Genomic DNA, 16,521 nt, shown 5'->3' on the forward strand with positions numbered 1-16,521 from the left:
AATGCCGGGAAACTGGATGCCCCGTGAGGATTCGAACCTCAATTGACGGAGTCAGAGTCCGTAGTCTTACCATTAGACGACGGGGCATCGGCTGCGGTGGAATCGGGTTCCGCCTGCGAGCGAGGCCGCGCATCTAGGTCCCTGCCCCGTTTGCGTCAAGGCTGCTTCGACGCCTACCGGACACCCAACTCTTGCCGTATCGTGCGCTCTCGCCTAACTTCATTTTCAGGTCCTCGCGCTATGTCGGTGCGAGAAGGTAATGAAAAGTCGAAAAACATGGCGGAAATGTCTCCGCCGGACGGTAACAGGAGGGCAGGCCGCAAGGGGAACAAAAGGTCCGGCACAGTAGCCGATTTTCGCTACAAGAGTTCCCCGCCGCCCGAAACCAAGTCGAAAGAACGTCGCGCCCGCCGCGACGGTGCTTCCCGCAATCGCAACAATGGCAAGGCCGCAGAGCCTGCCTCGGCACGCGCCGCGCGTTCGCCGCGGCCCATGCACAAGCCGCATGGCGGACCGCGCTATCGGCAGGCCTATGCCGCACTCGACCTCGGTACCAACAATTGCCGGCTGTTGATCGCGCGACCTTCGGGCGAGAACTTCACCGTCATCGACGCCTTCAGCCGCGTCGTGAAGCTGGGCGAGGGCCTCGCGCATAGCGGGCGGCTCTCGGACGATGCGATGGACCGCGCGCTGGGCGCGCTCAAAGTCTGTTCCGACAAGCTGCGCCGCCGCAACGTCTATCTCGCCCGCTCGGTCGCGACCGAGGCCTGTCGCCGCGCCAGCAATGGCGAAGACTTCATCCAGCGGGTGAAGGACGAAACCGGCATCGTACTCGACATCATTACCGCGGAAGAAGAAGCCCGGCTGGCGGTGCTCGGCTGCCATGTCCTGCTGGAACAGGGCGAGGGCCGCGCTGTCATCTTCGACATCGGCGGCGGATCGACCGAACTGGTCCTGATCGAACCCAATGGCCGCGGCGTGCCCCGCATTCTCGACTGGCAGAGCGTTCCGTGGGGCGTCGTCTCGCTGTCCGACACCGTTGCCAAGACCGATCGCGGGCAGGAGGCCAGGCTCGCGCGCTACGCCGAAATGCGCCGGGTCGTCGGCGAGAGCTTTACGCCATTTGCCGAGCGGGTGGCGCAGCATGCCGGGCAGCCCGACATCCGCCTGCTCGGCACAAGCGGCACGGTTACGACCCTAGCCAGCCTTCATCTCGAATTGCCGCAATACGACCGCCGCGCGGTCGACGGGCTGATCGTGCCCTCGCAGGTAATGCGCGATATCTCGTTGCGGCTGTCGGCCATGAGCGTGGACGAACGCTGCACCCTGCCCTGCATCGGGCAGGATCGCGCCGAACTGGTGGTGGCCGGATGCGCCATCCTCGAATCGATTATCGACCTGTGGCCCGCCGAAAAGCTGGGCGTTGCCGATCGCGGCATCCGCGAAGGCATCCTGCGCAGCCTGATGGCGGGCGATTTCGCCACCGCGCGCGATCGCAAGGCGATGGACGAAACCCGGAAAGCACAATGAGCCGGTCCGGCAAAGATCCAGGCAAGCGGGTCAAGACGGCGCGCAAGAGATCGGCCTCCTCGACCCGTTGGCTCGAGCGCCAGCTAAACGATCCCTATGTCAAGCAGGCCAAGGCCGACGGCTATCGCAGCCGCGCGGCCTACAAGCTGATCGAGCTCGACGGGAAATTCGGCATCCTGAAAGGCGCGTCACGCGTCGTCGATCTCGGCATTGCGCCGGGCGGCTGGGCGCAGGTGGTGCGCAAGGTGCGCCCGAAGGCAGGTATCGTCGGCATCGACCTGCTGGAAACCGAACCGATCGAAGGCGTCACCATCCTGCAGATGGATTTCATGGCCGACGAAGCACCGGCCGGACTGGAGGCGGCTCTCGATGGTCCGCCCGACCTGGTGATGAGCGACATGGCTGCCAATACCGTCGGCCACAAGCAAACCGACCACCTGCGCACGATGGGGCTCGTCGAAGCCGCCGCATGGTTCGCCATCGAGACGCTGGAGGAAGGCGGCACCTTCCTTGCCAAGGTCCTGGCCGGCGGGACCGACAATGATCTGCTCAAGCTGCTCAAGAGCCATTTCAAGACCGTCAAGCATGCCAAGCCACCGGCGAGCCGCAAAGGCTCGTCGGAATGGTATGTCGTCGCTCAGGGGTTCAAGGGGCGCTGAAACAATCGCTTCAGGACGCCGCAGCGATCAGGTACCCGGCGGATTTCCAGGCACCGGCTGCGCCATATCCATGGCTTCGGCCGCTTCGACCGGATCGATCGCACCGCCTTCGACACCGGCTTCGCCATCGGTCGCCCCGCCTTCCGCGCCTTCGGCTTCGGCTGCAACGGCTTCGACGTATTCGGGCACAGGGATATTCGAGCCCATGCTGTTCATGTAGAGCGCCACCGCTGCGCGGTCCTCGATCTTGGACAGGCCGGCAAAGCTCATCTTGGTGCCGTTGGCATAACCGCGCGGACTCTTCAGCCAGGCGTTCATCTCGTCCCAGGTCCAGGCGCCTTCCTTGGCCGAAAGCGCATCGGAATAGGCGAAGCCAGCGAGGCTGGCGATATCCTTGCCCATGATGCCGTAGAGGTTCGGGCCGATGCCGTTGGCGCCGCCCTGCTCGATCGTGTGGCACGCGGTACACTTCGCAAACACGGCTTCACCGGCCGAGACGTCGACGCCATCCATGTTCAGAGCAGCCGCCATGGTCATTTCCTCGGCGCCACCGCCACCTTCGGCCGCGCCCGCCACGAAGTAGCCGGGATTTTCCGGCGCTTCGAGGTTGTCTGCGTGGAAGTACTTGCCGCTGACGATCGCTAGGCCGAGACCGACGATGCCCGAAAAGAGGACCCAGCCGAAGATGGTGTTTTGCTTATCCATGCGATAAAAATCCGCGAAATGTGCTCAAGTTCCGATTGCCGCGCGCTCTAGTCAGCCAGCCGCGTCAAGGCAAGGCCATAACGGGCCGGAGAGGTGGGAATTGACCAGAATCTCTCCCCGCGCCCGCCCTTCGTTGCAATCGCGGAAATCATAATTGCTTGCGGCGCAATTTGCGCGCCGCTACCCGCGCTGGCCAATGTTGAGTTTTCCCGCCCCGGCGCTCGCGATGGTCGAGCGGATGCGCGCAGCCGCCGCTGCCGATCCCGCGCGCGCCATCGCCTTGCAGGGTGCACCGGGCGCCAATTCGCACCGCGCGGCGCAGGAATATGCGCCGGAATTGCTGCCCTTTCCCTGCTTCAGCTTCGAAGACGCGATCGAAGCGGTGCAGACCGGCAAGGCCGGCTGTGCGATCATCCCGATCGAAAACAGCCAGCACGGCCGCGTGGCCGATATCCACTTCCTGCTGCCCAACAGCGGGCTGCAAATCGTCGGCGAGCATTTCATGCGGATCGAGCACGCGCTGATGGGGCTGGGCAAGGGCCCGTTCGAAGCCGCCTACTCGCATCCGCAGGCGCTGGGCCAATCGCGCGAATTCCTCCGCAAGCGCGGGATGGTACCGCTGAGCTTTGCGGATACCGCCGGTGCGGCGGCGCATGTTGCCGAGCGGCAGGACGCAAGCCTCGCCGCCATCGCGCCGGCGCTCGCAGCCGAGCTCTACGGTCTCGATATCGTCGAAGAGAATGTCGAAGACGCGCACGACAACACGACGCGCTTCGTCGTGCTGGCCAAGGAAGGTCTCGATCCGGCCACGCTCGCAGGCGAGCAGGCGATGACCACCTTCATCTTCACCGTGAAGAACATTCCCGCGGCGCTCTACAAGGCGATGGGAGGTTTCGCGACCAACGGCGTCAACATGACCAAGCTGGAAAGCTACCAGCAGGGCGCCAGCTTTGCCGCTTCGACCTTCTATGCCGATATCATGGGCGCGCCGGGCGACCCGGCAGTCGACCGTGCTCTGGAAGAACTCGATTTTCATTCGGCCAGACTCAGGATGCTGGGGACATATCGGATGGCCCGCCAGCGCGGCTAGCCATCCGGCTTGCGCGGTCGCTTGGCCCATGTCACCACGGGCATCGTGACAGTGGGTCGGGCCAATCCTGAAAGTGCGAGCGAGGCGTGGGAAAGCGTGCGCGCAGATTCGGACATTCAGTTCCAACCGCTGCCCCCACCCGAACCGCCTGAAACGCCCGCGTGGCTGGAAGCGCTTAACGAATTTCTCGCGGATATTTTCGGCCCTCTCGCGCAGGCCGTGGCCGGATCGTGGCCGGTGCTCAAATGGGTGCTGCTGGCGGGCGGGGTCGCGCTGCTGCTCTTGCTGGTCTGGCGGATCGTCGAACCCTATGTCACGACGCCGCGAGCGAAAGAACCCCAGGAGGAGTGGTCGCCGGACACCCAGGAAGCGCTCGCGCTGCTCGAAGATGCCGACCGGCTGGCGGACGGCGGCGACTTTGCAGGCGCCGTCCACCTGCTGCTTGCGCGCAGCGTCGGCCAGATTGCGGCCGCGCGCCCGGGCCTCGTCGAACCGAGCAGCACCGCGCGCGAGCTTGCCGGACAGCAGAGCCTGCCAGCCAAGGCGCGCGCCGCATTTGCGGTGATCGCGACCGGTGTGGAACGCAGCCTGTTCGCACTGCAGGACCTTGGGCGCGACGATTGGGAGCGCGCCCGCACCGCCTATTCGGATTTCGCGCTGGAGCGGCTTGCCTGATGGCCACGGCCCCCGCTCTCGCGCCGGTTGCAGCCTCCGCGCAGCGTCAGGCTTTCGGCAAGCGCGGCGTGCTGGCGCTGGTGGGCATCGGCACGCTCGCCTTTATCGCGCTGCTCTACCTGATCGGCACCGGCCAGATGACCGGACCTGCGAACAACGGGCAGGCCCATGCCGCCAGCAACGGGCTGACGGGCTATGCCGCGCTGGTGCAGATGCTGGAGGCGGAAGGGCACGATGTCCGGCTGTCGCGCAGCGAGGCCGCGCTCGACGATACCGGGCTGCTGGTGCTGACGCCCCCCGCTTTCACCGACGCCGAGGAACTCGCCACGCTGGTCGAGCGGCGGCGCTATACCGGTCCGACGCTGATCATCCTGCCCAAATGGAACGTTATGCGGGCCAGTGGCGAAGACGGGGGCAAGCCGGGTTGGGTACACGTCGTGGGCGCGGGCGGGTCGTCGCTGACCCCCGTGGTCGACGGGATCGAAACCCCCATCGAAGTGCAAAGTGTCGAGGAGCCGCGCTCATTGTCATGGCGGCTGGCCGGCGGCGCTCTGGCGGGTGTCCTTCCCGAAAGCAAGGCGATCCAGCATTTCGACGGCGCAGGCGCAGAACAGGTCGTCCCGCTCGTGCGTTCGGGCGATCGCGTGCTGGCGGGCTATTTCGATGGGCCGGGCTCCTACGCCGACCTGGCCGAACTGGCCGGGGTCGCGCCCAGGGAGCTCGAAGCCGACGGTACCGACGGCGAATTGTGGAACGTCACCATCGTGGCGGAGCCGGACCTGTTCAACAATTGGGGCATGGCCGATGCCGCGCGCGCCGATCTCGCCCACCGGATCGTGGACGCGGCGGCCGAGACCGCCGACCAGCCGGTCGTCTTCGACCTCACGCTCAATGGCCTGGGCGGATCGCGCAATCTGCTCTCGCTCGCCTTCGAACCGCCCTTCCTCGCCGCTACCCTCTGCCTGATCATGGCGCTGCTGCTGGTCGGCTGGCGCGCCTTCCGTCGCTTCGGCCCCGCCACCGCCGATGCGCCCGCGCTGGCTTTCGGCAAGGCGCAGCTGGTCGAAAACGGGGCAGGCGTGATCCAGCGTACGCGCCGGGTTCACTTGCTCACGCGGCCCTACGCCGGATTGGTCGAGCGGAGACTCGCCAAGACCCTCGGCCTGCGCCGGGCAAGCCGCGAGGCTATCGACGCAGCTTTGGCCCAGCGCGGGCTGGAGCCTGCCACGCCGCGTCTCGCCGCGCTCGAAAGCGCCAGGCATCATTCCGACATCATCCGCGCCGCGCGCGCGCTCGCATCGCTTGAAAGGACCCTTTCCCCATGACTCAATCCCTCGAGGCACTGCGCGATCTCGCGAGCGCCGTCCGGCAGGAAATCGGCAAGGCCATCGTCGGGCAGGACGCGCTGATTGACCACCTGCTGATCGCGCTTGCGAGCGAAGGCCATGTGCTGATGGAAGGCCCGCCGGGCACCGCCAAGACCTTCCTCGCGCAGTGCTTCGCCCGCGCCACCGGGCTCGATTTCGGGCGTATCCAGTTCACGCCCGACCTGCTGCCGGGCGATATTCTCGGCTCCAACCTGTTCAACTTCCAGACCAGCACGTTCACGCTCACGCGCGGGCCGATCTTTACCGAACTGCTGCTGGGCGACGAGATCAACCGCACCCCGCCGAAAACGCAGGCGGCGCTGCTCGAAGCGATGCAGGAACGCTGCGTCACGCTCGACGGTGAGACCCATTCATTGCCCGAACGCTTCATGGTGGTGGCAACGCAAAACCCGATCGAGAACCAGGGCGTCTACCCGCTACCCGAAGCCCAGCTCGACCGCTTTCTTTTCAAACTGCTGGTGCCTTATCCCGACGAAGCCGAAGAAGCGAAGATCGTCGCGCGCTTCTCGGTCGAGCAAGGCACCGCGCGGCCCGAAACCTTCGGGATCGAGCCGGTCACAGGCGAAGCGGCGCTCACCGCCGCCATCGGCGCGGTCAAGGAGGTGACGCTGGCACAGGAGAATATCGACTATGTCGTGCGGCTGGTGCGCGGGACGCGCGAGCATGGCGACCTGATGACCGGGGCCAGCCCCCGCTCCGCCGTACTGCTCGCCAACGCCGCCCGCGCCCGGGCCGCGCTGGAAGGCCGCGACTACGTGATCCCTGACGATATCAAGCTGCTCGCCACCGCGGTGCTGCGGCACCGCCTGACGCTCACCGCCGCTGCCGAGATCGAAGGTCGCGCGGTCGAGAATATCGTCGAAGACCTGATCGCCAATACCGAGGCTCCGCGCTAACGCGGCATGTTCAAGCGCTTCCCCCTCGTCCCCACCGCCCGCGCGGTCTGGCTGGCCGCCCTGGCTGCACCGATCGCACTGCTGGTCGCGCTGCTCGCGCCGCAGGCTTGGCTCATCGCGCCAGTGGCGGCGGTGGCGCTGATCCTCGCGGTCGTGGCCGATGGCCTGCTGGCCGGGCGGCTGGAGGAATGGCGCTTCCACGCGCCTGACGATGTCGAAGTCGGCGAGCCTTTCGATCTGACCGTACTGGCCGACATCCCGACCGGTGCCGCGAGCCGGGTCGAAGCCGCGTGGCAATGCGATCCGCGCCTGGCCAAGGGCGGCATGGCGCGAGCCTTGCTTGAGACCAACCGGTCGGAAACCCATTGGGAGGGTAAGGTAACCCTGCACGCCAACCGGCGGGGCACCGGTTCTCTCCAGCGCATCTGGCTCAACTGGCAAGGTCCGCTCGGCCTTGGCGCAAGGCAAGTCAGCCATGTGCTGGAACGCGAGGTCCGCATCTGGCCCGATCTCGCACCGATCCGGTCCAAGACTCTCCAGACCTATCTCCGCGATGCCGAACTCGGGCTGATCGCCCGTCGCCAGCGCGGCGAAGGGACACAGTTCGAATCGCTCACCGAATACGATGCGGGGATGGACCGCCGTACAATCGACTGGAAAGCCAGCAGCCGCCACACCAAGCTGCTGGCGCGCGAGAACGAGAGCGAGCGCAACAACCAGATCGTCTTCGCCTTCGATTGCGGCAAAGCGATGTGCGAGCCGCTCGATGGTGTGCCACGTATCGACCGCGCGGTGACGGCCGGGCTGACCGGCGCCTATGTCGCCCTCAAGGGCGGCGACAGGGCCATGCTGTTCGGCTTCGCCCGCAAGCCCGAGGTCATAACCCCCTTCATCGGGGAAACGCGGGCTTTCCCGCAGCTGCAGCAAGCCGCTGCCTCGCTCGATTATCGCAGCGAGGAGCCCAATTTCACGCTCGGCCTTGCCACCCTCGCTTCGCAATTGCGGCGGCGCTCGTTGATCGTGCTGTTCTCCGAATTCACCGACCCGACCAGCGCCGAAATGATGATCGAAAGCATCGCCCGGCTGGTCGAGAAGCACATCGTGCTGTTCGTGGCCTTCGAGGATACCGAGTTACAGGCCTTGCAGCAGGTCGAGCCCGACAGCCTGGGTGCCATCGCGAGCGCGGTGACGGCTGACAGTCTGACGCAACAGCGCGCGCTGGTCCACGAGCGGCTGCGCCACATGGGGGTCGACATCATCGAGGCGCCGCACGACCGGATCGGTTTTGCGGTCATCGACCGCTACCTTTCGATCCGTCGCAGCGAGGCAATCGCAGGATGAAGGCGCCGATCCTCTCCGGCCTGTTCGGCGGCAAGGATATCGCCCCGCCGCCCGATATCGAGGCCGCAGCCTTGCGCTCCGACCGCTTCCGGCTCGAGCGCGAAGGCGACTGGCGGCGGCTCGAGGATATCGTGACGCGGCTGGAGAAAGGCCGCCTGCGCTCGGTCGCCGACGAGGATATCTCCGACCTGCCCGCGCTGTATCGCACGGCTGCGTCCAGCCTCGCCGTCGCGCGCGAGACCTCGCTCGACAAGGCGACGCTCTCTTACCTCGAAAGCCTCGTCCAGCGCGCCTGGTATCAGGTCTATGGGCCGAGACGGGGGCTGATCGCGTGGTTGCGGCAATTCTTCACCGGCGGCTGGGCGCGTTCGGTGCGCGAGATCTGGCTCGATGTCTGTGTCGCACTGGCGGTGATGACGGCCGGGACGATCGCGGGCTGGCTGCTCGTGGCCCAAAACCAGGACTGGTATTACGCGCTGGTGTCCACCGGGCTGGCCGACACCCGCGTGCCCGGGGCGAGCCGCGAGGCACTGGCGGAGACACTGGCCGTCGAGAACGAGACCGGCGGCCTGTCCGCGTTTGCCGCCTACCTGTTCTACAACAACGCCAGCGTCTCGATCCTGTGCTTCGCGCTCGGCTTCGCCTTCGGCATCCCGAGCCTGCTGCTGCTCATCCACAACATGGCGATGCTCGGCGCGCTGATGTGGCTGTTCCACTCGCAAGGCCTGCTGCCCGACCTTTTGGCCTGGCTTGCCGTGCATGGGACAACGGAGATTTTCGCGATCCTGCTGGCTGGTTCAGCGGGGCTGCATATCGGGCGCAAGATGGCGTTCCCGGGCGTATCGAGCGTGCTTGGCGCAGCCGCAGACGCGGGCAGGCGCACCGCGGCGGTAATGGTCGGTGTCATCCTGATGCTGGTGTTTGCCGCGCTGCTGGAGGCCTTCCCGCGCCAGCTGGCAGGTTCCGAAGCGCGCACGATTATCGGCCTGTTCATGCTGGTCTTCTGGTGCGCCTATTTCACGCTCTCGGGCCGCGAACGCCGCGCGGGGAGCGAGCCATGAATGCTGCTCTGCGCACCCATGACAGCGTGCTCAAGCGCCGCCGCGAGCTGACCACGCCGGAAGGCATTGCCCTCCCCATCACGCTCGCCACGCGCGGGTCGCGCTTCGTGGCTCTGGTCATCGATTTCGTCATCCTCGGGATCAGCTTTCTGCTCCTGCTATTCGGTGCGATCTGGCTCGGCATGAGCCTGGAGGAAGTTGGCGAGCAAGCGCGAGGGGCCGCCGAGTTCCTGTTCGTCGCCTTCATGCTGATGCTGTTCCTGCTGCTGAATGGCTATTTCACCTTCTTCGAGATGGGCCCGCGCGGGGCGACGCCGGGCAAGCGCCTGATGAAGATCCGGGTCGCGTCGCGCGATGGCGGGCGGCTTACGCCCGAAGCGGTGATCGCGCGCAACCTGCTCAGGCAGATCGAGATCTTCCTGCCCCTGTCCTTTCTCAGCGCGGCGGGCAGCGGGGACAGCGGTCTCGGCTATACCGCAGGGGCGATCTGGTTCCTGATCTTCATGCTGTTCCCCTTCTTCAACCGGGACAATCTGCGCGCGGGGGACGTCATCGCGGGCACATGGGTATTGGAAGCACCGCGGATCGAGCTCGCCCATGCGATGTCGGTGACCGGGATGGATACGCCCGAACCGGCGAGCCAGTATCGCTTCGGCGAGGCCGAACTGGCGGTCTATGGCGAGCACGAGCTCAAGACGCTGGAGGATGTATTGCGGCGCGGCGACCAGCAGGCGATGGAAGCCGTCCAGCAAGCGATTTGCCGCAAGATCGGCTGGGAAGGGGGCGCGGGCTACGAGCGCGAATTCCTCGAAGCCTTTTACCAGGCCCTGCGCGCCAAGCTCGAAGGCGAGATGCGTTTCGGCAAGCGCAAGCGCGACAAGTTCGACCCCGCCTGATTGCCGGAAAGGCGAAATTTGCGTATTAAGCGCGGCAAGGAGAGAACGCGCGTGAAGCAAGCCCCTGAAATCTATGATTACCTCTCGCGCGAGGACATCGCCGCGTTTAGTGAGAAATCAGATGCGCGCGCCTTCCTGACGCTGTCGGTGCAGCTGGCGCTTTTCGCAGCCGCTTTCGCGCTGGCGATCCTATGGCCCAACCCTTTCACCATCGTGCTAGCCATCCTGCTGCTGGGCGGACGTATCCAGGCCTTCGGCGTAATGACCCACGATTGCGCGCATGGCGCTTTTTTCAAGTCGCCGTGGCTCAACCAGTTCGTTGGCAAGTGGATTGTCGGCGCGGCGGGGCATGTCCCGCTGGAAGCCTATCGTCGCTATCACCTGGACCACCATCGGTATGCCGGGACGCCCGACGATCCCGACAAGTGGATGGTCAAGAATTATCCCGTCACCAGGTCCAGCCTGAAGCGCAAGTTCATCCGCGACCTGACCGGGCAGACCGGCTTCCGCGACCTCGTGCGCGAGTTCAAGACCTTCACTTGGGAAGGCAATGGGCCGACGCTGGTCTTTCACTTGGTGCTTACCGGGACGCTGACCGCGCTTGGCGCGCCATGGGCCTACCTGCTGTTCTGGGCCGCGCGGCTGCTCGTCTATCCCGCGATCCATCGCCTGCGGCAAATCAGCGAGCATGGCGTGGTGCCCGACCGCGATGTGCTGGACGCGCGGCTCAATACCGGGACGACGATCCCGCGCTGGTGGGAGAGGCTCTTCATCGCGCCGTGCAATGTGAACTACCACCTAGAGCATCACATTTTCGCGGCCGTGCCGCCTTACCGGCTACCTGCGCTTCACCGCACGCTGGTCGAGCGCGGCTATTACAAGCACCACGATTGCATCGCGCATGGATTCGGCGATGTTATCCGCCGCGCAACCCGCCCGGACGAGGTTACCCCGATCGCGGCCTGAGCGCCCGGCCCTATTCGTCGCCGTAAATCGCCACTTCGTTGACGCCGGCGCTGGTGGCGCGGCCGCGATACATGCCAGGCGTATTGAAGCTGAAGACCGCCGGGCCGAAGGGCGAGACGACGATAACGCCGCCGGTGCCGCCCAGGTCCTTCACGTCGGCCATCACTTCGTCGGCAACCGCCTGGACGTCGCTCTGCTCCAGCCACATCTCGCTGGCGTGAACCATGAAGGTGGGGTTGCCGTCATCGTCTAGCGGCACCGAAGCCTGTGCCTCGTCCAGCATCGTGCGCCACTTATGCTTCAGGCCGGTGCAGATCGAGTAACCGACCACCGCTCGGATGAAATACTCGCCCTGCCCGGTCGCCGAGACCGCGCAATCGCGATTGTCGGCATAGGTGCCCGCGCCGAGCACCGGCACATCCCCGATGCGGCCCCAGCGCTTGCCGGTGAGCCCGCCGGTCGAGGTCCCCGCCACCATGTTCCCATCAAGATCCAGCGCGACCGCGCCGACCGTACCGAACTTGGTATCGACATCGAGTGAAGAAAGCTGGCGCGCCTTGAGCCGCTCCAGCGCTTCGCGCCGCGCTTCGGTGGCGAACCATTCCGGCGGGGCGGTTTCAAGCCCGCGCTCTCCGGCGAATTCCTCTGCTCCCGCGCCGCTCAGGAAGACGTGCCGACCGTCCTTCATCACCTCGCGTGCGAGCAGGATCGGGTTCTTGATCGCCTTGACGCCGGTTACGGCCCCGGCGCTGCGATCCTTGCCGTCCATCAGCGCGGCGTCGAGCTCGTTCTCGCCTTCCCAGGTGAAGACCGCGCCGCGCCCTGCGTTGAACTTGGGATCGTCCTCCAGCAGCACGATCGCCGCCAGCACCGCGTCCATTGCGCTGCCACCGTTTTTGAGGATGTCCGACCCGGCATCGAGCGCCTGCTGCAGCGCTGCGCGATATTCGGCATCCTGTTCCGGCGTCATGTTCTCGCGCGCGATCGTACCCGCCCCGCCGTGGATGGCGAAGGACCATCGCGGCTCCATCGGCTCATAATCGTCCTGCGCCAGCAGTGGAGCGGCAAAAAACAGGGATATAGCTGTCGAAACAGCGGTGAGCGTGTGTTTGATGCGATTCATGGCAGCAGTGATAGCATTCGCCTGCACTGGCGCCAGCGTTTATCCACTGCGCGACAATTGCCGCTTGGGAACTGCAAGACCCCTGTGGTATCCGTTACTTTCAACATCATAACAGGGGAGCTTGTGATGCGAATAGGCGATTACCGTTTCGATCAGGGACTGGCGATGGAATTGGCAGAGAAGCTGGTTATAGCGCTGGTCATACTCGCAGTCACATGGGCCTTGGCCAAGGCGGCGAAATGGGCGTTTGCCAAACTGGTCAACGCCGTACCGCTGTTGCAGCGCGACACTGCGAGTGGACGGTCCGTGGGGGAAGCGGTCGGCAAAATCGTGTCGTTGTTGATCTGGTTGTTCGGCCTGCTTGCCGTCCTGCAAGTGCTGGGCCTCGGTTCAGTGGCCGGGCCGATCAACGAATTGCTCAACAACATCATGGACTTCATACCCAACCTGGTGGGTGCCGGCCTGATTTTCTTCATCGGCGTCATGGTGGCAGGCATCGTGCGCGATATCGTTACGACAACGCTGCAAACGGTCGATTTCGACAAATGGGCCAACAAGGGCGGCGTCGACACGATGACCGGGAATGCAACGATCAGCAAGACGATCGGCTTGATCGTCTACGTGTTGATCATCATTCCGGTGTCCATCCTGGCGCTGGAAGCCCTGAACCTCGAAAGCGTTTCGGAACCTGCCAGCAACATGCTTCGCATGATCCTGGGCGCCATACCGAACATCATCGCAGCGGCCTTGCTGCTCGGTATCGGCTATCTCGTCAGCCGCTTTCTGGTGCAGGTGCTCAAGGAAGTCCTGCCGGGCCTCGGCGTGGATCGTTCGCTGGAATCGGCCGGAGTTCTGCCCGCAGGCACGACCCCTTCGGCCGTCATCGCGCGGATCGTGCAGATCGCGATCATCATCGCTTTCGCGATCATGGCGACGCGCGCGCTGAATTTCCCCGAGATCACGCTGATGCTCAGTGAAATTCTGGCATTGGGCGGCCAGGTCGTCTTCGGCGCGGTGGTTATCGGCTTCGGCTTCCTGATCGCCAATGTGCTGGCTCGCATCGTCGCTGGCGACGCCGGGTCGTCCACCGCGGCAACGGTCATCCGCTGGGCGACAATGATCCTCTTCACCTTCATGGGCCTCACCTTCATGGGCGTCGGCGAGGAGATCGTGCAGCTCGCCTTCGGATCGCTTGTCATCGGCGGTGCCGTTGCCGCCGCGCTGGCCTTCGGGATCGGCGGCCGCGATTGGGCCGGGCGCAAGCTCGAGGAGTGGGACGGGCGGACCGGTACCGGCGCGGGCAAGGACAACGATCCGCTGCCACCGGGCGCTTAAGCCTTCATAGCGAAGCACAAACACGTTACGGGGCGCAGGGTCATGATCCTGCGCCCCGTTTCCTTGGACGATGTTCCTGCCTTGGCGAAATTGGGGCGCGAGAGCTTCGTCGCGGCTTTCGGCCATCTCTACTCCGCGAGCGACCTCAACGATTTTCTCGAGATGGTCTATTCCGATCACGCCGTGCGCCAGGAAGTCGAAGGCCCGGAATGCATCCATCAGGTGGCCGACGATGGCGAGCGAATGCTGGGCTATGTCAAACTGCGCGCCCCAAGCTGGTATGCCGAAGACTCGCCAAGCGATGTGATTAACCCGATCGCGCTGGGCCAGCTTTACACCCAGCCGGACCAGACCGGCCGCGGGATCGGCGCGGCGCTGATGGAATGGGCCATTGCCGAAGCCCGCGCGCGCGGCCATGATGCCATCCAGCTATCGGTATGGAGCGAGAATGTCGCCGGCCAGCGTTTCTACCAGCGCTACGGCTTCGCAAAGGTCGCCGATATCGATTTCTACGTCGGAGAACATCGGGACGAAGAATTCCTGTACGAACTACGATTGGGTCGAGCGCGTCGCCCCCGGCGGCCCGCCAAGAGGGAGAGACGACCATGAGCGAATTCGGTTTCAAGAGTACTGCCGACGACGTGCTGGCTGACAAGGACCTGAGCGGGAAGACCGCCTTCATCACCGGCGGCTATTCCGGCCTCGGGCAGGAAACAGCACGCGCGATGGCGGCCAAGGGTGCCCATGTCATCATCGCCGGGCGCGATATGGAAAAAGCCAACGCCGCCGCAGAGGAAATTCGCGGGCAGGTAGAGGGCGCGCAGGTGGATACCATCCAATGCGATCTCGCCTCGCTGGATTCCGTCCGGGCGTGCGGCGCCGAAGCACGCGAGCGGTTCGACAGCATCGACCTGCTGATCAACAATGCCGGGGTCATGGCCTGTCCGCAAAACGAGACCGCCGATGGTTTCGAAATGCAGTTCGGCACCAACCATCTCGGCCATTTCCTGCTGACCAAAGAACTGATGCCGCTCGTGGAAAAGGGCGCGGGCGAAGGCGATGGCGCGCGCATCGTCAACCTTTCCAGCCGCGGCCACCACATCGACGACGTCCATCTGGACGACCCGAATTTCGAGAATCGCGAATACCAGAAATGGGCGAGCTACGGCCAGTCGAAGACCGCCAATATCCTGTTCAGCGTCGGGCTGGAGAACCGCTTCGGACATAAGGGGATCACGTCGATCGCGGTCCATCCAGGCGGGATCCAGACCAATCTGGGCCGGCATATGACCGACGAAGACAGGGTCTGGATGCGCAAGCGGATGAAGGCGGACAGCGACGAGGAGATGGCCAAGGCGTTCAAGTCGATCCCGCAAGGCGCCGCCACCACCTGCTATGCCGCGACGGAACAGAGCCTGCAGGGCCACGGCGGGGTCTATTGCGAGGATTGTCACGTTGCCGAGGTCGATGACGAAAGCAGCGACGGCGGTGTGAGAAGCTATGCCGTCGATCCTGCCCGCGCTGATGCGCTGTGGGCGCTATCCGAAAAGATGGTCGGCGAAAGCTTCGACAACCCCTGATGGCTAGGCGCTGACGAAAAATTCTGCCGCCATGTAACCGCCGGAGCCCTGGCCGCGAAAAGCCGTGCGACACCTGCCAAGGGGAGCGAAGCAGATGATTGCGGACGAGGCCACACTGGCGCAGCTGATGCGCCAATCACAGGGAGGCGACAAGCGCGCCTATACTGTGCTGCTGGACGAAGCCGCCAATTGGCTGTCGCGCTATTATTCGCGCCGTGTGCCGCCGCATCAGCAGGACGATCTCGTCCAGGAAGTGCTGATGGCGGTCCACAACAAGCGCGACACCTGGGATGCGAGCCGCGCATTCCTCCCCTGGCTGGCGGCGATCGCGCGCTATCGGTGGGTCGACCATCTGCGCAAGGTCTACCGCACGGAAGCCGACCAGTTGGAAGACTGGGACGCGCCCGAGGAAAGCAGCGAAGAAGCGGTGCTCGCACGGCTGAGCCTGGAGCGCCTCTTCGTCAAGCTGCCCGAAAAACAGGCGGAAGTCATCGAGATGGTCAAGATCGAAGGTCTGAGCATCAAGGAAGCCTCCGCAAAATCCGGCCAGAGCGAGAGCCTGGTCAAAGTGAACATCCATCGCGGGCTGAAGAAACTCGGCACCCTGATCGAAAAGGCAGAATGAAGATGAACCGGCCCAATGCTGCACTGATCGCAGAACTGACCGAAGACCTGCAGCCCGTGCGCGCCATGAAGGCGCGCGACGGTTTGCTGCTCGCCGCGCTGGCGGGCGCGATTACCGTGCTTGCCGTCTGGCTCGCCGCAGACCTGTGGGAAGGTATCGCGCATGGCGAGGCTTCGGCGTTCTTCTTCGTGACCAACGGCCTGCTGCTGGTGCTTGGCCTCGCCGCCGTGACCGCTACGGTGGCGCTTGCCAGTCCTTCGGTCGGCAATCGCCAGGATGCACCCAGATGGGCGCTGGCTATGGTTGCGATCCTGCCCTTCACCGCCGTCGCAACCGTCTTCGCTGCGGGCTCCGGCCCGGCGGCGCTGGTCGATCCCTACAGCCTGCACTGTCTCACCGCCGCCACGGGAGCTTCGGCGCTGACTTTCGTCGCACTGACCTATTGGTTGCGGCGCGGGGCTCCGGTGTCTGTCGAGACCGCTGGCTTCTTCGCCGGGATCGCGTCGGGCGCGATCGGCAGCTTTGCCTACGGCCTTTCCTGCCCGATCGACGGCGTCGCCCATCTCGGCCTGTGGCATGTCCTCCCCGTCGCCATCGCCGGACTGATCGGCCGCACTGTTTTGCCCCCCCTCATCCGGTGGTGAGGCGGGC

General features: G+C 64.8%; 17 protein-coding genes and 1 tRNA gene. 15 read left to right on the forward strand and 3 right to left on the reverse strand.

The annotated features are described in order from the left end of the window. Positions 1-13: 13 nt before the first annotated feature. Positions 14-87: transfer RNA gene (locus tag EL2594_RS10150), tRNA-Gln, on the reverse strand. A 189-nt stretch (positions 88-276) separates the two neighbouring features. Here EL2594_RS10150 and EL2594_RS10155 point away from each other — a divergent pair. After that, positions 277-1,530: a Ppx/GppA phosphatase family protein gene (locus EL2594_RS10155; RefSeq protein WP_041685988.1), complete on the forward strand. Its 1,254-nt coding sequence runs from the start codon at positions 277-279 to the stop codon at positions 1,528-1,530. Beyond that, on the forward strand, positions 1,527-2,189 hold the full coding sequence (locus tag EL2594_RS10160) for an RlmE family RNA methyltransferase (protein ID WP_011414975.1): 663 nt from the start codon (positions 1,527-1,529) through the stop codon (positions 2,187-2,189). Before EL2594_RS10155 ends, EL2594_RS10160 begins: the two co-directional genes overlap by 4 nt. 27 nt (positions 2,190-2,216) lie before the next feature. Here EL2594_RS10160 and EL2594_RS10165 read toward each other — a convergent pair whose 3' ends face one another. Further along, a complete protein-coding gene (locus EL2594_RS10165; protein WP_011414976.1) occupies positions 2,217-2,894 on the reverse strand; it encodes a c-type cytochrome in 678 nt (225 codons plus the stop codon). 196 nt (positions 2,895-3,090) lie between these two features. On the opposite strand from EL2594_RS10165, the gene EL2594_RS10170 reads away from it, so the two are divergent. Genes EL2594_RS10170 through EL2594_RS10205 form a run of 8 tightly spaced genes read left to right on the forward strand, consistent with a single transcriptional unit; the run spans position 3,091 to position 11,207 of the window. Continuing rightward, the gene (locus EL2594_RS10170; protein ID WP_011414977.1) at positions 3,091-3,984 is read left to right on the forward strand and encodes a prephenate dehydratase; all 894 of its coding nucleotides are present in this window, start codon (positions 3,091-3,093) and stop codon (positions 3,982-3,984) included. 45 nt (positions 3,985-4,029) lie between these two features. Beyond that, on the forward strand, positions 4,030-4,659 hold the full coding sequence (locus EL2594_RS10175; protein ID WP_155806035.1) for a hypothetical protein: 630 nt from the start codon (positions 4,030-4,032) through the stop codon (positions 4,657-4,659). Further along, complete coding sequence (locus EL2594_RS10180; RefSeq protein ID WP_011414979.1) at positions 4,659-5,984, forward strand: DUF4350 domain-containing protein; 1,326 nt, start codon at positions 4,659-4,661, stop codon at positions 5,982-5,984. The genes EL2594_RS10175 and EL2594_RS10180 overlap by 1 nt, the downstream gene beginning before the upstream one ends. Further along, positions 5,981-6,943, forward strand: coding sequence for an AAA family ATPase (locus EL2594_RS10185; RefSeq protein WP_011414980.1), 963 nt, complete (start codon positions 5,981-5,983; stop codon positions 6,941-6,943). Before EL2594_RS10180 ends, EL2594_RS10185 begins: the two co-directional genes overlap by 4 nt. A 6-nt stretch (positions 6,944-6,949) precedes the next feature. Next, on the forward strand, positions 6,950-8,284 hold the full coding sequence (locus EL2594_RS10190) for a DUF58 domain-containing protein (protein ID WP_011414981.1): 1,335 nt from the start codon (positions 6,950-6,952) through the stop codon (positions 8,282-8,284). Beyond that, positions 8,281-9,345 carry a stage II sporulation protein M gene (locus EL2594_RS10195; protein WP_011414982.1) on the forward strand — a complete coding sequence of 355 codons (1,065 nt, stop codon included), beginning with the start codon at positions 8,281-8,283 and terminating at the stop codon, positions 9,343-9,345. Before EL2594_RS10190 ends, EL2594_RS10195 begins: the two co-directional genes overlap by 4 nt. Then, positions 9,342-10,241, forward strand: coding sequence for an RDD family protein (locus EL2594_RS10200; RefSeq protein ID WP_011414983.1), 900 nt, complete (start codon positions 9,342-9,344; stop codon positions 10,239-10,241). Before EL2594_RS10195 ends, EL2594_RS10200 begins: the two co-directional genes overlap by 4 nt. Positions 10,242-10,292: 51 nt before the next feature. Further along, on the forward strand, positions 10,293-11,207 hold the full coding sequence (locus tag EL2594_RS10205) for a fatty acid desaturase family protein (RefSeq protein ID WP_011414984.1): 915 nt from the start codon (positions 10,293-10,295) through the stop codon (positions 11,205-11,207). A 10-nt stretch (positions 11,208-11,217) separates the two neighbouring features. Here the strand turns inward: EL2594_RS10205 and EL2594_RS10210 are convergent, their stop codons facing one another. Beyond that, complete coding sequence (locus EL2594_RS10210; protein WP_011414985.1) at positions 11,218-12,330, reverse strand: isoaspartyl peptidase/L-asparaginase family protein; 1,113 nt, start codon at positions 12,328-12,330, stop codon at positions 11,218-11,220. A 126-nt stretch (positions 12,331-12,456) separates the two neighbouring features. On the opposite strand from EL2594_RS10210, the gene EL2594_RS10215 reads away from it, so the two are divergent. The 5 genes from EL2594_RS10215 to EL2594_RS10235 all read left to right on the forward strand — a co-directional run bounded on the left by EL2594_RS10215 (position 12,457) and on the right by EL2594_RS10235 (position 16,514). Continuing rightward, entirely contained in the window at positions 12,457-13,665 is a 1,209-nt protein-coding gene (locus EL2594_RS10215; protein WP_011414986.1) for a mechanosensitive ion channel, read from the forward strand. Between the two features lie 42 nt (positions 13,666-13,707). Further along, entirely contained in the window at positions 13,708-14,274 is a 567-nt protein-coding gene (locus EL2594_RS10220; RefSeq protein ID WP_011414987.1) for a GNAT family N-acetyltransferase, read from the forward strand. Next, on the forward strand, positions 14,271-15,245 hold the full coding sequence (locus EL2594_RS10225) for an SDR family NAD(P)-dependent oxidoreductase (RefSeq protein ID WP_011414988.1): 975 nt from the start codon (positions 14,271-14,273) through the stop codon (positions 15,243-15,245). The genes EL2594_RS10220 and EL2594_RS10225 overlap by 4 nt, the downstream gene beginning before the upstream one ends. Before the next feature lie 94 nt (positions 15,246-15,339). Beyond that, positions 15,340-15,870 carry a sigma-70 family RNA polymerase sigma factor gene (locus EL2594_RS10230; protein ID WP_011414989.1) on the forward strand — a complete coding sequence of 177 codons (531 nt, stop codon included), beginning with the start codon at positions 15,340-15,342 and terminating at the stop codon, positions 15,868-15,870. 2 nt (positions 15,871-15,872) lie between these two features. Then, entirely contained in the window at positions 15,873-16,514 is a 642-nt protein-coding gene (locus EL2594_RS10235) for an NrsF family protein (protein ID WP_041685998.1), read from the forward strand. Positions 16,515-16,521: the final 7 nt, after the last annotated feature.

This window comes from Erythrobacter litoralis HTCC2594 (genome assembly GCF_000013005.1).
GTDB lineage: Bacteria > Pseudomonadota > Alphaproteobacteria > Sphingomonadales > Sphingomonadaceae > Parerythrobacter > Parerythrobacter litoralis_A.

Excerpts from the sequence above, each read along its gene's own strand:
- EL2594_RS10195 (WP_011414982.1), top strand. The coding sequence starts at position 8,281 with ATGAAGGCGCCGATCCTCTCCGGCCTGTTCGGCGGCAAGGATATCGCC.
- EL2594_RS10210 (WP_011414985.1), bottom strand. The coding sequence starts at position 12,330 with ATGAATCGCATCAAACACACGCTCACCGCTGTTTCGACAGCTATATCC.
- EL2594_RS10215 (WP_011414986.1), top strand. The coding sequence starts at position 12,457 with ATGCGAATAGGCGATTACCGTTTCGATCAGGGACTGGCGATGGAATTG.
- EL2594_RS10155 (WP_041685988.1), top strand. The coding sequence starts at position 277 with ATGGCGGAAATGTCTCCGCCGGACGGTAACAGGAGGGCAGGCCGCAAG.
- EL2594_RS10165 (WP_011414976.1), bottom strand. The coding sequence starts at position 2,894 with ATGGATAAGCAAAACACCATCTTCGGCTGGGTCCTCTTTTCGGGCATC.
- EL2594_RS10200 (WP_011414983.1), top strand. The coding sequence starts at position 9,342 with ATGAATGCTGCTCTGCGCACCCATGACAGCGTGCTCAAGCGCCGCCGC.
- EL2594_RS10160 (WP_011414975.1), top strand. The coding sequence starts at position 1,527 with ATGAGCCGGTCCGGCAAAGATCCAGGCAAGCGGGTCAAGACGGCGCGC.
- EL2594_RS10230 (WP_011414989.1), top strand. The coding sequence starts at position 15,340 with ATGATTGCGGACGAGGCCACACTGGCGCAGCTGATGCGCCAATCACAG.
- EL2594_RS10190 (WP_011414981.1), top strand. The coding sequence starts at position 6,950 with ATGTTCAAGCGCTTCCCCCTCGTCCCCACCGCCCGCGCGGTCTGGCTG.
- EL2594_RS10235 (WP_041685998.1), top strand. The coding sequence starts at position 15,873 with ATGAACCGGCCCAATGCTGCACTGATCGCAGAACTGACCGAAGACCTG.
- EL2594_RS10220 (WP_011414987.1), top strand. The coding sequence starts at position 13,708 with ATGATCCTGCGCCCCGTTTCCTTGGACGATGTTCCTGCCTTGGCGAAA.
- EL2594_RS10185 (WP_011414980.1), top strand. The coding sequence starts at position 5,981 with ATGACTCAATCCCTCGAGGCACTGCGCGATCTCGCGAGCGCCGTCCGG.
- EL2594_RS10225 (WP_011414988.1), top strand. The coding sequence starts at position 14,271 with ATGAGCGAATTCGGTTTCAAGAGTACTGCCGACGACGTGCTGGCTGAC.
- EL2594_RS10170 (WP_011414977.1), top strand. The coding sequence starts at position 3,091 with ATGTTGAGTTTTCCCGCCCCGGCGCTCGCGATGGTCGAGCGGATGCGC.
- EL2594_RS10180 (WP_011414979.1), top strand. The coding sequence starts at position 4,659 with ATGGCCACGGCCCCCGCTCTCGCGCCGGTTGCAGCCTCCGCGCAGCGT.